Source organism: Brachybacterium sp. (assembly GCF_052095815.1).
Classification (GTDB): Bacteria; Actinomycetota; Actinomycetes; order Actinomycetales; family Dermabacteraceae; genus Brachybacterium.
Window position 1 is genome coordinate 64876 of record NZ_JBQDLF010000001.1, and the last position, 17897, is coordinate 82772.

At 70.8% G+C, this 17897-nt stretch carries 16 protein-coding genes; 8 read left to right on the forward strand and 8 right to left on the reverse strand.

Going from position 1 to position 17897, the window contains the following annotated elements; genetic code table 11:
* Positions 1-77 precede the first annotated feature (77 nt).
* Positions 78-1004 (forward strand): LysR family transcriptional regulator, encoded by a 927-nt coding sequence (locus ACTH43_RS00290; RefSeq protein ID WP_299304017.1) that lies wholly within the window; start codon positions 78-80, stop codon positions 1002-1004.
* Positions 1005-1079: 75 nt separating this feature from the next.
* The gene (locus tag ACTH43_RS00295) at positions 1080-3377 is read left to right on the forward strand and encodes a M28 family peptidase (protein ID WP_441442932.1); all 2298 of its coding nucleotides are present in this window, start codon (positions 1080-1082) and stop codon (positions 3375-3377) included.
* A 67-nt stretch (positions 3378-3444) separates the two neighbouring features.
* Here the strand turns inward: ACTH43_RS00295 and thpR are convergent, their stop codons facing one another.
* Positions 3445-4032 carry an RNA 2',3'-cyclic phosphodiesterase gene (gene thpR, locus ACTH43_RS00300; protein ID WP_441442933.1) on the reverse strand — a complete coding sequence of 196 codons (588 nt, stop codon included), beginning with the start codon at positions 4030-4032 and terminating at the stop codon, positions 3445-3447.
* Entirely contained in the window at positions 4032-4748 is a 717-nt protein-coding gene (locus ACTH43_RS00305) for an EcsC family protein (RefSeq protein WP_441442934.1), read from the reverse strand. Before ACTH43_RS00305 ends, thpR begins: the two co-directional genes overlap by 1 nt.
* A gap of 227 nt (positions 4749-4975) precedes the next feature.
* Between ACTH43_RS00305 and recO the strand changes: the two genes are divergently transcribed.
* Together recO and ACTH43_RS00315 are read left to right on the forward strand one after the other, a co-directional pair.
* A complete protein-coding gene (gene recO, locus ACTH43_RS00310; protein ID WP_441442935.1) occupies positions 4976-5710 on the forward strand; it encodes a DNA repair protein RecO in 735 nt (244 codons plus the stop codon).
* A gap of 47 nt (positions 5711-5757) precedes the next feature.
* Positions 5758-6564, forward strand: coding sequence for an isoprenyl transferase (locus tag ACTH43_RS00315; protein WP_441442936.1), 807 nt, complete (start codon positions 5758-5760; stop codon positions 6562-6564).
* Positions 6565-6590: 26 nt separating this feature from the next.
* On the opposite strand, the gene ACTH43_RS00320 is transcribed toward ACTH43_RS00315, so the two are convergent.
* The 5 genes from ACTH43_RS00320 to ACTH43_RS00340 are packed head-to-tail and all read right to left on the reverse strand — an operon-like array spanning position 6591 to position 10465.
* The gene (locus ACTH43_RS00320) at positions 6591-7199 is read right to left on the reverse strand and encodes a DedA family protein (protein ID WP_441442937.1); all 609 of its coding nucleotides are present in this window, start codon (positions 7197-7199) and stop codon (positions 6591-6593) included.
* Positions 7196-7666: a Fur family transcriptional regulator gene (locus ACTH43_RS00325; protein WP_441442938.1), complete on the reverse strand. Its 471-nt coding sequence runs from the start codon at positions 7664-7666 to the stop codon at positions 7196-7198. Before ACTH43_RS00325 ends, ACTH43_RS00320 begins: the two co-directional genes overlap by 4 nt.
* 35 nt (positions 7667-7701) lie before the next feature.
* Positions 7702-8625 carry a metal ABC transporter permease gene (locus ACTH43_RS00330; protein ID WP_441442939.1) on the reverse strand — a complete coding sequence of 308 codons (924 nt, stop codon included), beginning with the start codon at positions 8623-8625 and terminating at the stop codon, positions 7702-7704.
* Complete coding sequence (locus tag ACTH43_RS00335; RefSeq protein WP_441442940.1) at positions 8622-9464, reverse strand: metal ABC transporter ATP-binding protein; 843 nt, start codon at positions 9462-9464, stop codon at positions 8622-8624. Before ACTH43_RS00335 ends, ACTH43_RS00330 begins: the two co-directional genes overlap by 4 nt.
* Positions 9461-10465, reverse strand: a complete 1005-nt coding sequence (locus ACTH43_RS00340; protein ID WP_441442941.1) for a metal ABC transporter substrate-binding protein — start codon at positions 10463-10465, stop codon at positions 9461-9463. Before ACTH43_RS00340 ends, ACTH43_RS00335 begins: the two co-directional genes overlap by 4 nt.
* A 137-nt stretch (positions 10466-10602) precedes the next feature.
* Here ACTH43_RS00340 and ACTH43_RS00345 point away from each other — a divergent pair, with 137 nt between their 5' ends.
* The gene (locus ACTH43_RS00345) at positions 10603-11994 is read left to right on the forward strand and encodes a glycine--tRNA ligase (RefSeq protein ID WP_441442942.1); all 1392 of its coding nucleotides are present in this window, start codon (positions 10603-10605) and stop codon (positions 11992-11994) included.
* Positions 11995-12077: 83 nt separating this feature from the next.
* Here ACTH43_RS00345 and ACTH43_RS00350 read toward each other — a convergent pair whose 3' ends face one another.
* On the reverse strand, positions 12078-13181 hold the full coding sequence (locus tag ACTH43_RS00350; protein ID WP_441442943.1) for an LLM class flavin-dependent oxidoreductase: 1104 nt from the start codon (positions 13179-13181) through the stop codon (positions 12078-12080).
* Between the two features lie 193 nt (positions 13182-13374).
* On the opposite strand from ACTH43_RS00350, the gene dusB reads away from it, so the two are divergent.
* The 3 genes from dusB to dnaG are packed head-to-tail and all read left to right on the forward strand — an operon-like array spanning position 13375 to position 17897.
* Positions 13375-14607, forward strand: a complete 1233-nt coding sequence (gene dusB / locus ACTH43_RS00355; protein WP_441442944.1) for a tRNA dihydrouridine synthase DusB — start codon at positions 13375-13377, stop codon at positions 14605-14607.
* A 4-nt stretch (positions 14608-14611) separates the two neighbouring features.
* Positions 14612-15916, forward strand: a complete 1305-nt coding sequence (locus ACTH43_RS00360) for a deoxyguanosinetriphosphate triphosphohydrolase (RefSeq protein WP_441442945.1) — start codon at positions 14612-14614, stop codon at positions 15914-15916.
* A 4-nt stretch (positions 15917-15920) separates the two neighbouring features.
* On the forward strand, positions 15921-17897 hold the full coding sequence (gene dnaG, locus ACTH43_RS00365) for a DNA primase (protein ID WP_441442946.1): 1977 nt from the start codon (positions 15921-15923) through the stop codon (positions 17895-17897).

Below are 17897 nucleotides of genomic sequence, written 5' to 3' on the forward strand. Positions count from 1 at the left end.
CACCGTGGTCCCGCCAGGTCCAGCGAATGTTTCCGACCTGTACCGTGAAGCGGAACTTCACGATCGGAGGAGTGTCCGTGCTGAACCTGCACCGACTGTTCCTGCTGCACGAACTGCGCAGGCTGGAGACGATGACGGCGGTCGCCGGAGCCCATTCGATGTCCCCGTCGGCCGTCTCCCAGCAGCTCTCCCACCTTGAACGGGAGACGAAGACCACCCTCTTCCAGCAGGTCGGCCGACGGGTCGTGCTCACCGACGCCGGGGTGCGACTGGCCCGCCGGGCGGAGGAGATGCTGGGATTGCTGGAGACGGCGGAAGCCGAGCTCGCATGGGCCCAGGGAGAGGCCGGCGGACTGCTGCGGGTGGCGTCCTTCCAGACCCCGATGATCGCGCTCGCCCCGGCAGCTGTGAGCGTCCTCGCGCAGCAGCACCCCGACCTCCATCTGGAGATGGCGCAGCAGGAGGTGGAGTCGGCCTATGAGGGGCTGCTCGCGCATCGCTTCGACGTGATCCTCGGCGAGGACTATCCCGGGGGTCAGCGGGTGGTGCGGCGCGGCACCGATCGAGAGGCGCTGCTGCGCGATCCGCTCCTGCTGGTGCTTCCGGACTCCGGTTCCTGGGCCGACGCCCGCACCCTCGCGGACCTGGTCGACGCACCGTGGGCGCTGGACCCCTCGGGCAGCCGCACCGGGCTCTGGGCGCGGACGTATCTGCGCCAGGCCGGGCTCGAGCCTCGCATCAGCTTCACCACCCCCGACCCGCTGCTCCAGGTGCACCTCGTGCGCACGGGGCATGCGGTGGCCTTCGTCCCCGGGATCATCGCCTCCGAGCATCTCGGGGGCACACGGGTGGTGCGGCTGCCGGGGGATCCCCATCGTTCCCTGTACACCGCGGCCCGGGCGGGGGCGGCCGCGCACCCCTCGCTGCTCGCCTTCCGTGCAGCGCTGCTCGAGGCGGCTGGATCCCTCTCCGGCCTCGAGGGGCTGGAGACGTTCCCGTCCTGAACCCGGCGCGACACGATCGTGCATCTCCTCCGTCCGGGGGCAGCGGCGGGGTCCGGGACAGGGTAGAACCGTCCCATGACGACTGCTCCGGATCACGCCATCATTGCTGGGTCTGCCCCTCGCTGGCATGCCGCGGTGCTGCTGCTGGTGCTGCTGGCCGTGGTGGTCGCGGGCTTCGCCTTCCGCGGTGTGACGGCGCCACGTGATGCTGCGGCGCCCGAGGACGTCTTCAGCGCCGAACGCGCCGCGGCCTCCGTCGCTCCTGTGGTCGCGGTGCCGCGGCCGATGGGCTCGGTCGAGAACGACAGCGCCCATGAGGAGCTCGCCGCGCAGCTGAGCGCACTCGGCTTCGAGATCGAGACCCAGGAGGGGATCGGCACGCGCGTCCTCGACGGCGAGGCCTCGGTGGGGTACGTCCGCAATCTCGTCGCCACCCGGCCCGGCACCGACCCCACCGGCACCGTGGTGCTCGCCTCCCACATCGACTCGGTCCCCGGCGCGCCCGGCGTGGCCGACGCCGGGGTGGGCCTCGCCGTGATCCTCGGGACGGCCCGGGCGCTGGGCCCGGAGACCCTGCGCAATGACCTGGTGATCCTGCTGGTCGATGGCGAGGAGCGGGGCCTGCTGGGATCCGATGCGTACCTGGCCGGCCCGGGCCAGGAGCTCACCGCGCCGGTGGTGGTGCTGAACCATGAGGCGCGCGGCATCTCCGGCCGGCCGCTGGTGACCCGGGCGAGCGGGCCGATGCACGCCGTGATCGGCTCGTCACCGAGCCCCGAGTTCGAATCCTTCACCGACGCCCTGTTCGGGATCATCCCCAACTACACCGACTTCAGCTCCTACCGGGACGCCGGCTGGTGGGGGATGGACATGGCGATTATCGACGAGGCCTGGGCCTATCACTCCGCCCAGGACGATGCCGCGCATCTGGATGACGGCACCCTCCAGCACTACGGCGAGCTGACCCTGGCCCTGACCCGAGATCTCGGCGACCGGGATCTCGGCGCCCTCCAGGACCGTGCGGACGAGCATCCGGTGCAGACCACCGCGCCCTGGGGAGTGGTGCAGGTGCCGCCGCTGGTGATGACGGTGCTCGGCCTGCTGGCACCGCTGGCCGTGCTCGCCGCGATGCTCGTGCGACGCCGCCGCATGGAGGTCACGCTCCCCGGTGCTGTCGTGGGGGCGGTGGTGGGGCTGCTGGTTCTCGTCGGCGGGGTGCTCGCCGCGTTCCAGCTCTGGTCGGCCACCGCTGCGGCGACTCCCGAGATGCTCTCCCAGAGCATGGGTGAACCTGTGCGGGCCGAGCTCTTCCTCCTCGCGGAGATGCTCGCCGCGGCCGCGGTGGTGACGGCCGGCTGGGTGGTGGCCCGGCTGCTGATCTCGCGCGCCGCCGTTCTGCTCGGAGCTGCGCTCTTGGTCACGACGCTGCTGGCGGTGCTCGGGGTCTACTCGCCCACGCTCGGCAGCTCGATGATCCTGCCCGCCACGATCGCTGCTCTCGGCACTCTGCTCGCCGCGCTGCTGCCGCCGGTGCCGGGCCTGGTGGTGCGTGTGCTCGCCGTGCTTCCGACGGGCTGGATGCTGGGCACCCAGCTCTCGGCGCTGGCCGAGTTCGGCATCGCCTCGGCAGCCGGGGGACTGGCCGGGACCGCCCTGATCGGGCTCGGCGCCGCGGGCCCGCTGCTGCTCGGCAGCTTTCACGGTCGTTCCGGTGACCTGCCCGCCGGTCGGGCTGATGGCCGGCTTTCCGGCAGCGCCGCCGACCACCGTGGCCGTGCGCACTCCGCGCCTGGTGCCCGCCCGGCCCGTCGGCCCCATCGACTCCTGCTCCCGGTGCTGCCTGCGGTGCTCGCGCTCGGGCTCGCGATCGGTGGAACTGCGTGGACCCTGGCGTCGCCGGAACCGACCCAGGAGCGCCTCGTCGCGCATGTCGATGGCGGCACCGGAGAGACCACCTGGGAGGTCTCGGGCAGCACCGACTGGGGGCGGGCACTCGATGGGGCGTCGGCGACCTCTGACCTCGCCGTGCCGGCTGTGAGCGTGCAGGGCTCCGCCGAGGGGCCGCAGGAGATCTCGATCGAGGCCCCGAGGGACGCGTCCGCGCTCACTCTCGAAGCGAGCGGCGGTCTGCTCACCGCCGTCGCCGTGGACGGCGTGGCGGTGGAGTCCGCGGAGGGGCTCGAGCGGGTCACGGTCCATGGCGTCCGTGCCGGTCAGGCCGTGCGCATGACCGTGACCGTGCCTGCTGGGGCGGAGCTGATGCTGCGCGAGACGAGCTTCGATCCGACGCTCGCCACGGGCTGGGTCGCCCCCGGCGACGACGTCTCGCTCGTGCAGCCGCGCATGGAGGTGAGCATCGCCGTCCCGCGTTGAGCGGGGCCATGACGACCTTGCGCTCTCCTCGCCTCGCAGTAGCTGCGTCGACCGCGGGCACGTGACGTCAGCCCAGCGGCAGCGTGGCCAGCACCTCGTGGCGGGGGCCTCCGGACCGACCCTGCCCCAGCTGCGACTCGAGCAGCTCGAGCTCCGTCACCTCCCAGGTCGGCCCGCGATAGACCGACAGCGCTCGGACCGTCTCTGCGAGCAGCAGCTGCGTCGGATCCGGCGGCGGTTCCTCGCCCCGGCGACGGCGGCGCGGCCGAGGAGCGCGGGCCGAGACCCGGGCGACCGTCAGGTGAGCTCTGCGCCGTTCGCGGCTCTCGCCCTCGAGCAGCTCCTCGCCCAGCAGTGCGCCCAAGGCCTCCGTCGCGCCGCCCACGCCGATCCACAGCGTGCGGGCGCTGAACATCCCCGCACCGCTCAGCTGGAGCGGCATCGGCCGGTGCCGAGCTGCGATCCGGCCGAGCTCCCGGGTCGTGTCCTCGAGCGCCCCACCGGGCAGATCTGCCCGGAAGGCGAGAGTCAGATGCCACTGGGAGGGATCACCCCAGCGCAGCGCACGGCCCGCGCCCGCCCGCACCTCCTCGAGCGCCGAGTCCAGATGCTCGAGCGCCGTGGGGGAGGGACGGAGGGCGACGAAGACCCGCATCAGGCCACCGGCGGGAAGCTCTTCTTCGCGGCAGCCGCGATCTTGTTCAGCTGCGAGCGGTCGGCGAGCGCGCCGAGCACGGCACCCAGCCCCGGGATCGCCTTGCCGAACAGGCGTGCGGAGCGCAGCCCGAAGCGGCGCAGCAGGCGGCCGCCGATGGCACCGGCGAGCTCCGACTGCGGAGTCGTCGGCAGGCGCTTGGCGAGGCCGCGCGTGGCGACCCCGGCGATCGGCCCGAGGCCGACGTTCTTCAGCACGTCCCCGGACTCCTCGCCGAGCAGCGCCGCGAGCACCCGCACCCGGACCTCCTCATCCTCGAGGTCATAGCCGCGCACCGCCGCGATCGCCCCCACCATGCGGGTGGCCTGGACGTAGAACTCGACCACGTTCGTGGGCAGCAGGATCGGGAGGGTCACGAAGCCGCCGAGACCGGTGACGAAACCGCCCGCGGTCACGCCCCAGCGATGGCGGCGCACGAGACGGCGCACCGCGACCTGCGGGCGGCGCTTCCCCCGCCCGCGCTGGGCGTGACGGGCGATGTCCGCGGCCGAGGAATAGGCGAGCTTCCCGTCCAGGCCCACGTCGCGGATCAGCGTCACCACCCGCTCGAGGGCCCCATCCTGCGGTGACCGGTCACCGCGCCGGGCCTCCTTCATCGCCTCGCGCGCGGTGCTCCTGGCCGACTTGTCATGGCGCAGCATCGAGAAGATCCCCATGGCGCCTCCTTCCTCGTCGTGCACCGCGCAAGCGGCAGTGCGGCGGTCGATGGTGCCCATCATGCCGTGCGACCGGGCGCGGACACATGCACCTGACCGCTCGGTGGGGCGCGAATCAGCGGCGCGGGAGCCTGCGACGCGGAAGCCAGCGGGGTGAGCGACCTCCCGCTCGACACCGTGCCCGCCTGCGGTGCCGGGAGTCCCCGTGGTCGTAGGCTCCAAGGACCATGCAGCAGAAGCTCTACCGTGACGATGCGATCGTCCTGCGCACCCACCCCCTGGGTGAGGCCGATCGCATCATCACGCTGCTCACCCGGCGCCACGGCAAGGTGCGGGCGGTCGCCAAGGGCGTGCGCCGCACGGGCAGCCGCTTCGGTGCCCGGCTGGAGCCGTTCAACCTGGTCGACGTGCAGCTGCACGCCGGCAAGAGCCTGCACACGGTCACCCAGGTGGTCACGATCGACGCCTTCGCCGTGGGCATCAGCGCTGATTACGGGCGCTTCACCGCTGCCAGCGCGATGCTCGAGACCACGGACCGGCTCACCGACGAGATGGTCGATCCCCACCAGCGGGGCTTCCTGATGCTGGTCGGGGCCCTGCGGGCGATGGGCGAGGGCCGGCTCGCACCGCCGCTGGTGCTGGACTCCTTCCTGCTGCGCACCCTCGCCGTCTCGGGCTGGGCGCCGGAGCTGAGGGTCTGCGCCTCGTGCGGTGCGGAGGGACCCCACCACGCCTACGACATCCGCGCCGGCGGTCTGGTCTGCACACCCTGCCGGAAACCGGGAGCGATCGCGGTGCGCCAGTCCACGATCGAGCAGCTGATCTTCCTGCTCGCCGGAGACTGGGAGAATGTGCTCCAGAGCGAGGAGTCCGTCATGCAGGAGGCGGGCCGTCTTATCACCGACACGGTGACCTGGCACCTCGAACGCTCCGTGCGCTCCCTGCACTACGTAGAGCGCTGAGCACGCGCTCGATCCCCGCAGCCCTGCGACCGATCCAGGAGGACCTCATGCCCGGTGCCGCCCGTCACGGGTACCAGGAGCCGTTCGAGCACCCCAGCGGTGCACGGCCCCCGCAGCTGCCCGCCCCCACCATCCCCGCCCATGTCGCGGTGGTCATGGATGGCAACGGGCGCTGGGCGAACCAGCAGGGCCTGCCCCGCACCGCAGGGCACGAGGCGGGGGAGGCCGCACTGCTGGACGTGGTCGCCGGGGCCCTGCAGATCGGCGTGACCCATCTGAGCGCCTACGCCTTCTCCACGGAGAACTGGAAGCGCTCCCCGGAGGAGGTGCGCTTCCTGATGGGCTTCTCCCGCTCCGTGCTGCGCCGCCAGCGCGACACCCTGAACTCCTGGGGGGTGCGGATCGTATGGATCGGTCGCGAGCAGCGACTGTGGGGGAGCGTGATCAAGGAGCTGCGCGAGGCCGAGCAGCTCACCCGCGAGAACACCCGCATGACGCTCTACATGTGTGTGAACTACGGCGGGCGGGCCGAGATCATCGACGCGGTCCGGGAGATCGCGGAGGAGGCCCGCGCCGGCCGCCTCAGCGCCAGGGGCATCACGGCCAAGAGCTTCGCACGCCACCTGGACGATCCCGATATGCCGGACGTCGACCTGTTCCTGCGCACCAGCGGAGAGCAGCGCACCTCGAACTTCCTGCTCTGGCAGGCTGCCTACGCCGAGCTGGTCTTCGTGCCCGAGCTGTGGCCGGATGTCGACCGTCGGGTGCTCTGGCGGGCGATCACTGACTACGCGCGGCGGGACCGCCGCTACGGGGGCGCGATCGACGCTCCGGATCAGCCCCCGACGGACTGACTCGACGGACTGACTCGACGGACCGATCAGCCCTCGACGGGATGGTCTTCGCGCTCGGTGCTGCGAGCGTGCGCCGAGGCGCCGTGCTCTGTGGCGCCGTGCTGAGAGGCGCCGAGCGCCGATCCGGCATCCTCTGCGCTCTCCGCGGTGCCCGGGGCCGGTGCCATCACGCCGCCGGTGCGACGCCGATGCCGCAGCAGGACCCAGACCAGCAGCACGAGGATCCCCAGCGCCGCGACGGCGGCCCAGGGGGAGAGCAGGAACAGTTCGAACCAGGCCATGAACGCCACCAGGCCCACGGTCGCGTAGATGACGGCCCAGGCGAGCCCTCCGATCGCGAGAGCGGGCAGATACCGCTTGGCCGGCATGCCGGTGAGTCCGGCGGCCGCGTTGGCGGCGGTCTGGAACCCGATCGTGAGGAAGCTGAGCGCCACCACCGGCGCTCCCCACCGGTTGATCAGCTCGGTGGCGCGCCGCACGCTCGGAGAGTTGAGGAACGCGGCGATGCGCCCCCGGTCTGCGGCTCTGCGGGCGCCGCGCCCCAGCAGATAGGTGGCGCCGGCGCGGCACCAGATCACGACGTACAGGAATGCCACTGCAGGCAGCAGCGGCAGGTTCCCGACCCACTCCATCATCGTGCGGCGTCCTCTGCTTCGTCTCCGTCGTCGACGTCGTCCTCGTCTGTGTCCTCGTCGAGGTCCTCGTCAGGCTCGGCGGCCTGCTCTGCATGGTCCCCGCAGAGGCCGAACACCTCGAGCGTGTGGTCCACATCGGTGAAGCCGTGCTCGTGGGCGATCGCGGTCATCGCATTCTCGAGCTTCGGGGCCAGGAACTCGACGGTGCGGCCGCACTCCCGGCACACCAGGTGATGGTGGTGCCCGGTGTCCTCGCACTGGCGGTACAGCGATTCGCCGTCGCCGGCCACCAGCACGTCGAGCCGACCGGAGCGGGAGAGGACCTGGAGATTCCGGTACACGGTGGCCAGGCCCACGGTCTCCCCGTCGGCCCTCATCTGCTCATGGATCTGCTGGGCGCTGCGGAAGTCGTCCTGCCGCGAGAGCGTCTCGAGGATCGCGGTCCGCTGGCGGGTGTTCCGTTGCATACCGACATTCTCCTCCACGGCGACCAGGACTTCTATCAGTCGTGGGGCGTTGCACGTGCGGCGAGGGGCAGGGCATCAGCCCGCCCCGGGCCGGGACCGCCGAGCGCAGAGATCGGCCGTACGGGCCGCAGCGCCCGGAACAGCAGGCCGAGGATGTAGGCGGCGATGGTCAGCAGCACGATCACGCCGCCCGGCGGCAGATCCACGTACACGGTGATCAGCAGTCCGCCCAAAGAGCAGAGCACGGCGATCACCATCGCGGTGCGCATGGTCCGGGCGAAGCCGACCACCAGATGCTGGGCGGCGGCGACGGGGACGATCATCAGCGCGGAGACCATCAGAGCGCCGACGATCCGCATCGAGAGGGTGACGGTCAGCGCGGCCATCACCGCGATCAGCACGTTCACCACGCGCACCGGCAGTCCGGAGGCACGCGCGAATTCCTCATCCGCCGTGACCGCGGCGAGCAGCCCGGAGAGCCCCACCCCGATCGCCAGCACCAGCACCGCGAGCACCAGCGCGATCACGGTGTCCGGTGCGGTGACGGTGGACAGGGAGCCGAAGAGATAGCCCATCAGGTTCTGGGAGGTGCCTCCGGCGAGCTGGATGATCACCACGCCACCGGCGATGCCGCCGTAGAACAGGATCGCCAGCGCCACGTCGCGGCTGGTGTGGCTGACCTCCCGGACGTATTCGATCAGCACGGCGCCGATCACCGAGGCCGCCAGGGCGCCGGGGATCGCCAGCAGGTCCGCGGGGGAGGCGGTGAGCCAGGCACCCACCAGCCAGCCGACGGCCACGCCGGTGAGGGCGACGTGACCGAGCCCGTCGCCGAGCAGGGACAGCCGCTTCTGGACCAGGTAGGTGCCGACCACGGGGGCGGTGAGCCCAATGAGCACCGCGATGATCAGCGGGTAGCGCAGCAGGTCGGAGGTGAGGATGTCGAGGGGCGAGATCACAGGGGGTTCATCTCCTGGCCGAGGCACTGATCGATCGGGGCGGCATCCTCGGGATGGCCGTGCCCGGGATGGAGGCGCGGGCGGTCCTCGACGGGTCCGTCGTGCACCACATGGCCGTGGTCGAGCACGACGGCGCGATGGATGTCTCCGGTCAGCGGACCGGTCTCGTGAAGGACCACCAGGATCGAGGTGCCGGTGGCGGACAGCTCGCGGAAGAGCTGGGAGATGAGGTCCTGGGTGGGCAGGTCGACCCCGGAGAACGGCTCGTCGAGCACCAGCAGGTCAGGGTCGCGCACCAGGGCGCGGGCGATCATCACGCGACGCCGCTGCCCGCCGGACATCCGGGTGATGGGACGAGCGGCAAGATCCGACATCCCGACCTGCTCGAGGGCCTTCAGGACCCGGGGGTCACGGCGGCTGGGCCACCACGACCGAGCACCCAGCAGGCCGCTGGCGACAGTCTCCTGAGCGGTCGCGGGGATGGACCCCGCCTCTGCGGAGTCCTGCGGCACGTAGCCGAGACGGTCGTGGGCGAGGCTGCGATGGACCGGCTCTCCGAATAGCCGCGCGCTGCCGGAATCGAGCGGCAGGATCCCCACCGCCGCGCGCAGGAGAGTCGACTTGCCGGAGCCGTTGGCGCCCAGCAGGGCCACCAGCTCACCGGGGACGATGCGGAGGTCTACGTCGTGGAGCACGCGCTGCCCACCTCGGCTGACGGAGGCCGCAGTGACCTCGACGACGGGCACGGTGTCGATAGAAGCGTCGCTGACTGCGTCAATGGCCCGGCCGGCGGCGGGGCGGGCGACGGGACCGGCGGCAGAGGTGATGTCGCCGCTCACGTCCAGCTCGCGACCAGGGCAGTGCAGTTGTCTCGCATGACCTGAGGATAATCCGCGTCCTCCGACTGCTGGGTCTCGAGATTGTCGAGCTCGGCGCTCTCGATGCCCAAGTTCTTCGCGAGGGTCTGGGCGACCTTGGGGGAGGCGGAGGATTCGAAGAAGATCGTGCTCACGCCTTCGTCCTCGACGACTCCCTCGAGCGCGAGCAGGCGCTGCGGGGACGGCTCGGTCTCGGGATCGACACCAGAGATGCCGATCTGGTGCAGCGCATAGCGCTCGGCAAGGTAGGCATACGCGGCATGGCTGGTGATGAAGGGCCTCTCGCCGCTCACTGCACCGAAGGACTCCACGAGCTCGGCGTCGAGCTCCTCGAGCTCGGTCCGGAGGGTGCTTGCCGCGTCGGTGAAGGACTGCGTGCTCTCCGGGGAGTGCTCACCCAGGCGAGCGGCGATGGCGTCTGCGAGATCGGCCATGCGCAGCGGGTCGTGCCAGAAGTGGGGATCGTTCGGGCCATGGTCATGACCGTCGTGGGAGCCGCCGCCATCGGAGGCGTGCTCGGCGTGCTCCTCCTCGGTCTCGCCCTCGTGGTCCGCCTCGGCGTGCTCCTCATGGGAGCCTTCGGCGCCGACGGGCAGCAGGCTGATGGCGGTGGAGACGTCGAGCACGTTGCCCTCGCCATGGGAGGCGATGGCGTCGTCCACCGCATTCTGGAAGCCGGGGATCTGGAGCACCAGGTCGGCCTTCTCGATGGCCATGACCTGCTTGACCGAGAGCTCCAGGCCGTGCGCGTCAGCTCCCGGCGAGGAGAGGTCCTCCAGCGCGACGTGCTCCCCGCCGATCCTGGAGACCAGGTATGCCAGGGGATACGCCGAGGTCACCACCGACAGCTTCCCGTCGGCCGCACCGCTCTCGCCCCCGCACGCCGCGAGGAGGGCGGTGCCGACGGTGAGGCCGGCAGCGGTGAACAGGGAGCGCCGGGTGGGGCGGGACGGAAGCGACATGACAATCATTCTCACCACCGTTCCGGCGGTGTGCAAGTGGATCGGCCGCTCAGGTCCCCTCGCGTGGGGACCGTCACAGTGCGGGAGGTGACTATGCTGGGGCGGTTCCGACCCACACCGTCACCAGGAGTATCCCCGTGGCCAAGGCCCCCGCCAGCACGCTGGACAACGTCATCGCACTCGCCAAGAAGCGCGGCTTCGTGTTCCCGGCCGGTGAGATCTACGGCGGAACCCGCTCCGCCTGGGACTACGGACCCCTGGGCGTGGAGCTCAAGGAGAACATCAAGCGGCAGTGGTGGCGCACCTTCGTCCAGTCCCGCGGCGACATGGTGGGTCTGGACTCCTCGATCATCCTGCCCAGGCAGGTCTGGGAGGCCTCCGGCCACGTCGAGACCTTCACCGACCCGCTGGTGGAGTGCAAGAGCTGCCACAACCGGTTCCGTGAGGACCACCTCCTGGAGGCCTTCGAGGAGAAGAAGGGCCGCGCCCCGGAGGGCGGCATGGCGGAGATCGCCTGCCCCAACTGCGGCACCCGCGGCGAGTTCACCGAGCCGCAGCAGTTCTCAGGCCTGGTGAAGACCTTCCTCGGCGCCGTCGACAACGAGGCGGGCCTGTTCTACCTGCGCCCCGAGACTGCGCAGGGAATCTTCGTGAACTTCCTCAACGTGGTCACGGCCACCCGACAGAAGCCGCCCTTCGGCATCGGTCAGGTCGGCAAGGCGTTCCGCAACGAGATCACCCCCGGCAACTTCATCTTCCGCACCCGCGAGTTCGAGCAGATGGAGATCGAGTACTTCACCCCGCCGGCGGAGGCCGATCAGCAGTTCAAGGACTGGGTCGAGGCCTGCTGGGACTGGTTCATCGATCTGGGCATCGACTCAGAGAATCTGCGCCGCTTCGACGTGCCCGAGGATGAGCGTGCCCACTACAGCGCCGGCACCATCGATCTCGAGTACCGCTTCGGCTTCCAGGGCAGCGAGTGGGGCGAGCTGATGGGCATCGCCAACCGCACCGACTTCGACCTCGGCGCCCACACCGACGGCTCCGGCACGAAGATGCAGTACTTCGATCAGGCGGCGAACGAGCGCTACACGCCGTACGTCATCGAGCCCTCCTTCGGCCTCACCCGCGCCATGATGGCCTTCCTGGTGGACGCCTACAGCGAGGACGAGGCACCCAACGCCAAGGGCGGCGTCGACAAGCGCACCGTGCTCAAGCTCGACCCGCGCCTGGCCCCGGTCAAGGTCGCGGTGCTCCCGCTGTCCAAGAGCGAGGACCTGGTCCCGCGGGCCACGCAGCTCGCCGACCAGCTGCGCAAGCACTGGAATGTCGAGATGGACGTCACCCAGGCCATCGGTCGTCGCTACCGCCGTCAGGACGAGATCGGCACCCCGTTCTGCATCACGGTGGACTTCGAGACCGCCGAGGACCAGTCCGTCACCATCCGCGAGCGCGACACGATGGCACAGGAGCGGGTGGCCCTGGACCAGGTCGAGGCCTACCTCGCCACGCGCCTGCTCGGCGTCTGAGAACAGCCGCCGACGAGTCGCCTGCGCTCCGGAATCCCGGGGCGCAGGCGCGGGCCCGTGCAGGTCAGGCAGTCCGGCCGGGGTCAGAGCTGATCGGGTCCCGCGCCGCGGCGGCCCAGCACCAGCTGCAGCTGCGGGACCACCATGCGGGCGAAGGTCCTCAGCAGCGCCTGCTGATCGGCCAGCGGTGCATTCGGGGGCAGCACGAGTGCGAGCTCGTCGGCCGTCTGCACCACCGGGTCCTCCCACAGCTTCCTGGCCACCTCCGCCGGTTCGTCCAGCACCACTTCGCTGAACACTGCGTCGTGCCCGCCGATCTCCTGGCCGTGGTGCTCGCCGACGATCCGCGGATCCGCGGTGCGCTCCCGGGGGAGGAGGGTGACGTAGCGCTCCAGCTCCGCGTCGCTGCGCACCGGCACCATCTGGCGGCTGACCATCACCGTGCCCTCCCCGAAGCCGGCCTCCTGCGAGGCCTCCCGATAGGCGGTCAGCACCTCCAGCTGCAGCTCCTCGAAGGAGCGTCCGGATCCGTCGTCCGGAACCATCGTCGCCAGCTGCAGCTCGAGTCCCAGCCGCCCCGCCATCGCCGCCCGCTGCGGACCCGCCGCACCATAGGCGAGCCGGGAGCGCAGGGACGGGGCCCGGGGCTGCATCCGCAGCGGTGCACCGGGATCGATCCCCTCGATGTGAGAGTCGGCGCCGGCCACGATCTCGCCGTCGAGCAGCGAGAGCAGATCGTGCAGGATCCGGTCCACATGATCGGCGCGCTCATCGCGGAGAGCCCCGAAGGCGCGTGCGTACATCGCGTCATTCGCCGAGTAGCCGGAGCTGACCCCGGGGCGGAGCCGGCCTCCGGTGAGCAGATCGGCGGAGGCGAGGTCTTCGGCCAGCCTTCCCGCGTTCTCGAAGCGCAGCGGGATCACCGCGGTGCCGAGCTGGATTCGGCGGGTGCGCTGGCCCAGTGCGGCGAGGAAGAGCAGCGGCGAGGACAGGGAGTCCTGCAGGTGGCGCACCCGCACATAGCCGACCTCGTAGCCGAGCTCCTCGGCGGTGAGGAACAGCTCGATGCCCTCGTCGATCCCCGTGCTGGTCACCGCAGTGCCGGTGGTGCGGATCCCGGTGTGGTCGACCTGGGTCACGAAGCCCATGCGGGGCACTCGGTGGGTTGATGATGCGGATGTGGACATCTCACGCCTCCTGCGACGAGGGCCGGGACGGCGCGGAGGGAGAAGGGCGATGCGCCGCTGCCTCCATGGTCTCGCACCGGAGCGGGGTCGCGCAGGGACCAAGCTCCTGGACGTCTCCTCCCCATCGGGCGTCGATGCACATCACCCCCGTCATGACTCCCGCCTGACCGGGTGAGATGGGACAATCGAGGGGATGACCACCGTTGAGACCTCGCCCCTGCTGAGCGACCCTGCCGCGCCCGCCACCTCGGCCGCCGTGACGGGTCCGCGTCGCACCCTCACCATCGGCCCGCACACGATCGACACCCCTGTCGTGCTCGCGCCGATGGCAGGGATCACCAATATGGCGTTCCGCCTGCTGTGCCGTGAGTTCGGCGCGCTGCACAGCCAGGACGACGGCGGTCTGTTCGTCGGCGAGATGGTCACCACGCGCGCGCTCGTGGAGGGGCACAAGGAGTCCTGGCGCCTGGTGACGATGGGGGAGCGGGAGACCCCGCGCTCGGTGCAGCTGTACGGCGTGGACCCCGCCACGGTGCGCCGCGCGGTCGAGATGATCCGAGAGCGCGATCTCGCCGACCACATCGACCTGAACTTCGGCTGCCCGGTCCCCAAGGTCACCCGCCGCGGCGGCGGCGGCGTGCTGCCCTGGAAGACGGAGCTCTTCACCCGCATCGTCACCGCCGCGGTCGAGGCCGCCGGTCCTGAGGTGCCCGTCACCGTCAAGACCCGCATCGGCATCGACGACGAGCACCAGACCTTCCGCGACGCCGGGCTGATCGCCCAGGAGGTCGGCGCGGCGGCGATCGCCCTCCACGGCCGCACCGTCGTCCAGCACTATTCCGGCGAGGCCCGCTGGGGCGCGATCACCGAGCTCAAGGAGCTGATCACCGACATCCCCGTGCTCGGCAACGGTGACATCTGGTCCGCCGAGGACGCGCTCGAGATGATGGACCAGACCGGCTGCGACGGCGTCGTCGTCGGCCGCGGCTGCCAGGGACGCCCCTGGCTGTTCGCCGACCTCGCCGCCGGATTCGCCGGCAAGCCCGACCGGATCCAGCCCTCCCTGGGCGAGGTCGCGCAGATCCTGCGCCGCCACGCCGAGCTGCTGATCGAGTTCTTCGAGGACGAAGGCCGGGCCCTGCGTGATCTGCGCAAGCATGTGGCCTGGTACTTCAAGGGATACCCCGTCGGCGGCGAGATGCGCCACCGGCTGGCGACCATGGAGTCCCTCGCCGACCTCGATGCCAAGCTCGCCGAGCTCGACCTCGAGAGCCCCTATCCCGGTGCTGCGGTCGAGGGACCGCGCGGCCGGGCCGGCACGCCGAAGAAGGCCCACGTCCCCGATGGCTGGATGTCCTCCCGTGAGCTCAGCACCGAGCACGCCGCCCGCCTCCACGAGGCCGAGCTCGACACCTCGGGAGGATGACCGCATGACCACCCCGTCTCCGGCCGGCTATTCGGCGCCCGACCTCGAACGGTGGGTTCCCGAGCCCCCGAAGTCGCAGGCTCGTACACCCTTCCAGCGGGACCGCGCGCGCGTGCTGCACTCCTCCGCGCTGCGCCGGCTCGGCGCCAAGACCCAGGTGCTCGGCGCAGGGTCGAACGACTTCGTGCGCACCCGCCTCACCCACTCCCTCGAGGTCGCCCAGGTGGGCCGCGACATCGGTGCCGAGCTCGGCTGCGACCCCGACATCGTCGATGCCGCCTGCCTGTCCCACGACCTCGGACACCCGCCGTTCGGGCACAACGGCGAGAAGGTCCTCGACGAGCTCGCCGCGGACTTCGGAGGCTTCGAGGGCAATGCCCAGACCCTCCGCCTGCTCACCCGGCTCGAGCCGAAGGTCGTGGGGGAGGACCGTCCCTACGGCCTGAACCTCACCCGGGCCAGCGTCGACGCGGCGATCAAGTACCCGTGGACGCGCGGCCAGGGCCCCGATCCGACCTCGGTGAAGTTCGGCGCCTATGCCGACGACCTCGACGTCTACACCTGGGCCCGAGAGGGAGCGATCCCCGGCAGGCAGTGCTTCGAGGCGCAGGTGATGGACCTCGCCGATGACGTCGCCTACTCGGTGCACGACATCGAGGACGCCATTACCGGCCTGACCCTGGACCTCAAGCGGCTGCAGGATCCGATGGAGCGAGCCGCGGCGCTGTACGTGGTCCAGGACTGGTACATGCCCGGCGAATCCATCGATGCGCTCGACGAGGCGCTCACGCGGCTCGAGGCCGAGCCCTACTGGATGCCGACCTTCGACGGAACGATGCGCTCGGCCGCCGCGCTGAAGGACATGACCAGCCAGCTGATCGGCCGCTTCACCCACTCCGCGATCTCCGCCACCCGTGCCGCCCACGGCCAGGACGCCATGTCCAGATACGCGGGAACGGTGGAGGTGCCCGATCACACCCACCTCGAGATCGCCGTGCTCAAGGGCCTGGCCGCCGCCTATGTGATGTCCTCCGCGTCGCAGCAGCCGGTGTACGAGGCCCAGGAGGAGATCATCCGCGACCTCTACTCGCGGCTCTGGAACACCGGCACCCAGTACCTCAGCCCGCTCTTCGCCGAGCTCTGGCAGAGCGCCACGGACGACGACGTGCGGCGCCGGGTGGTCGTGGACCAGATCGCGTCCTACACCGACGTCACCGCCCGCAGGCTGCACGAGGTCCTCTTCGACCGGGACCTCACGCACATCACCGCCGCGGACACCCCCCTGCCCGGCCTCGGATCGGAGCTCTGAGCCGGTGGCCCAGGGACTGATCCGTCGCGCTGACGTGGAACTGGTGCGGGAGCGCTCCCGCCTGGACGAGGTCGTCGCCGAGCACGTCACGCTGCGCACCGGCGGAATCGGCTCGATGAAGGGGCTGTGCCCCTTCCATGACGAGAAGACCCCCTCGTTCAACATCCGCCCGCAGCTGGGCCACTGGCACTGCTTCGGCTGCGGCGAGGGCGGGGACGTCATCTCCTTCGTGCAGAAGATCAGCCACCTCAGCTTCGTCGAGGCGGTCGAGATGCTGGCCGGCCGCTACGGGGTCCAGCTGCACTACGAGGACAGCGGCGGCGGCAGCGCGGATCGGCCCGACTTCGGGACCCGGCGCCGGCTGCTGGATGCCCACTCCATCGCCGAGGAGTACTTCCGCGAACAGCTCAGCACCCCCTCGGCGGAAGTGGGCCGCAGGTTCCTCACCGAACGCGGCTTCGACCAGGAGGCCGCCGCGCACTTCGGCGTGGGCTTCGCCCCGGAGGGCTGGGACTCACTGACCGGAGTGCTGCGCTCCCGCGGCTTCACCGAGGCTGAGCTGACCGCGAGCGGCCTCGTCTCCCAGGGGCAGCGCGGGGTCTACGACCGCTTCCGCGGGAGGCTCGTCTGGCCGATCCGCGACATCACCGGCAACACCATCGGCTTCGGCGCCCGCCGCCTGCTGGAGTCCGACCAGGGCCCCAAGTACCTCAACACCCCCGAGACCGCGATCTACCACAAGTCCAGCGTGCTCTACGGCCTGGACATCGCCCGCAAGGAGATCTCCTCCCAGCACCAGGTGGTGGTGGTCGAGGGCTACACCGACGTGATGGCCGCCCACCTCGCCGGGGTCACCACTGCGGTCGCTTCCTGCGGCACCGCCTTCGGCCCTGATCACGTGAAGATCGTGCGCCGGGTGATGGGGGACTCCAACGCCTCGGCCGGGCTGCGCCTGAACACTGATGGCCGCGGGCTGGCCGGCGAGGTCATCTTCACCTTCGACGGCGACGCCGCCGGACAGAAGGCGGCGCTGCGCGCCTTCGAGGAGGACCAGCGGTTCGTGGCCCAGACCTATGTCGCGGTCGAGGCCGGCGGCATGGACCCCTGCGAGCTGCGGATCACCCAGGGCGACCAGGCGGTGCGGGACCTCATCGCCAACCGTCGGCCCCTGTTCGAGTTCGCGATCCGCTCGGCGATCGCCCAGGTGGACCTCGACACCGTCGAGGGTCAGGTCACCGCCCTGCGGATGGCCGCGCCGGTGGTGGCACAGATCCGCGACCGTGCGATGCGCCCCGAGTATGCGCGTCGGCTCTCCGGCTGGCTGGGGATGGAGGAGCGCACCGTGCTGCGCGCCGTGCATGACGCGGCCCGCAGCGAAGGCCGCGGCGGCCACCGGGCCGACGAGCCGGCACCGACGACCGAGCGGCCCGGCGAGCGGGGATCCGGGGCCGACGGCGCGCCGCAGAGCCTGCCGCTCGCGCGCCTGGCCGATGCGGTCAACCCCCGTGACCCCGTGGGGCAGGTCGAGACGCAGTCGCTCGCAGTCATGCTCCAGGCGCCGCAGCTGCTGGACCCCGAGAAGGTGGCCTCGCTCCCGGACGACTCCTTCCACGTGCCCACGCTGCAGGGGGTGTGGGACGTGATGCTCGCGGCCGGCACCCTGCTCGACGCCGTCGCGGGGGAGCTGCATGCCGCCCGCTACCTCGAGCAGGTCCTCGAGATCGCCGGCGAGACCATCAGGCCGATGATCGTCGAGATCGCGAACCTCGACCTGCCGGCCCGGGACGAGGAGGATCTGCGCAAGCTCGCTGACTCGCTGCTGAACCGCCTCACCGAGCTGTCGATCACCCGTGAGTACTCAGTGCTCAAGCAGCGCCTGCAGCGCACGGATCCCGGGGATGCGGAACGACATCAGGAGATCATGACGCGCCTCGCGCAGGTGCAGGTCAAGCGCCGCGCGCTGCGCGCCGGGGACGACTGA

Bases quoted from the DNA above. Each gene is read 5' to 3' on its own strand.
- ACTH43_RS00305 (WP_441442934.1), bottom strand. From the start codon at position 4,748: ATGGGGATCTTCTCGATGCTGCGCCATGACAAGTCGGCCAGGAGCACC.
- ACTH43_RS00315 (WP_441442936.1), top strand. From the start codon at position 5,758: ATGCCCGGTGCCGCCCGTCACGGGTACCAGGAGCCGTTCGAGCACCCC.
- ACTH43_RS00360 (WP_441442945.1), top strand. From the start codon at position 14,612: ATGACCACCCCGTCTCCGGCCGGCTATTCGGCGCCCGACCTCGAACGG.
- ACTH43_RS00325 (WP_441442938.1), bottom strand. From the start codon at position 7,666: ATGCAACGGAACACCCGCCAGCGGACCGCGATCCTCGAGACGCTCTCG.
- ACTH43_RS00350 (WP_441442943.1), bottom strand. From the start codon at position 13,181: ATGTCCACATCCGCATCATCAACCCACCGAGTGCCCCGCATGGGCTTC.
- thpR (WP_441442933.1), bottom strand. From the start codon at position 4,032: ATGCGGGTCTTCGTCGCCCTCCGTCCCTCCCCCACGGCGCTCGAGCAT.
- ACTH43_RS00320 (WP_441442937.1), bottom strand. From the start codon at position 7,199: ATGATGGAGTGGGTCGGGAACCTGCCGCTGCTGCCTGCAGTGGCATTC.
- ACTH43_RS00295 (WP_441442932.1), top strand. From the start codon at position 1,080: ATGACGACTGCTCCGGATCACGCCATCATTGCTGGGTCTGCCCCTCGC.
- ACTH43_RS00340 (WP_441442941.1), bottom strand. From the start codon at position 10,465: ATGTCGCTTCCGTCCCGCCCCACCCGGCGCTCCCTGTTCACCGCTGCC.
- dusB (WP_441442944.1), top strand. From the start codon at position 13,375: ATGACCACCGTTGAGACCTCGCCCCTGCTGAGCGACCCTGCCGCGCCC.
- recO (WP_441442935.1), top strand. From the start codon at position 4,976: ATGCAGCAGAAGCTCTACCGTGACGATGCGATCGTCCTGCGCACCCAC.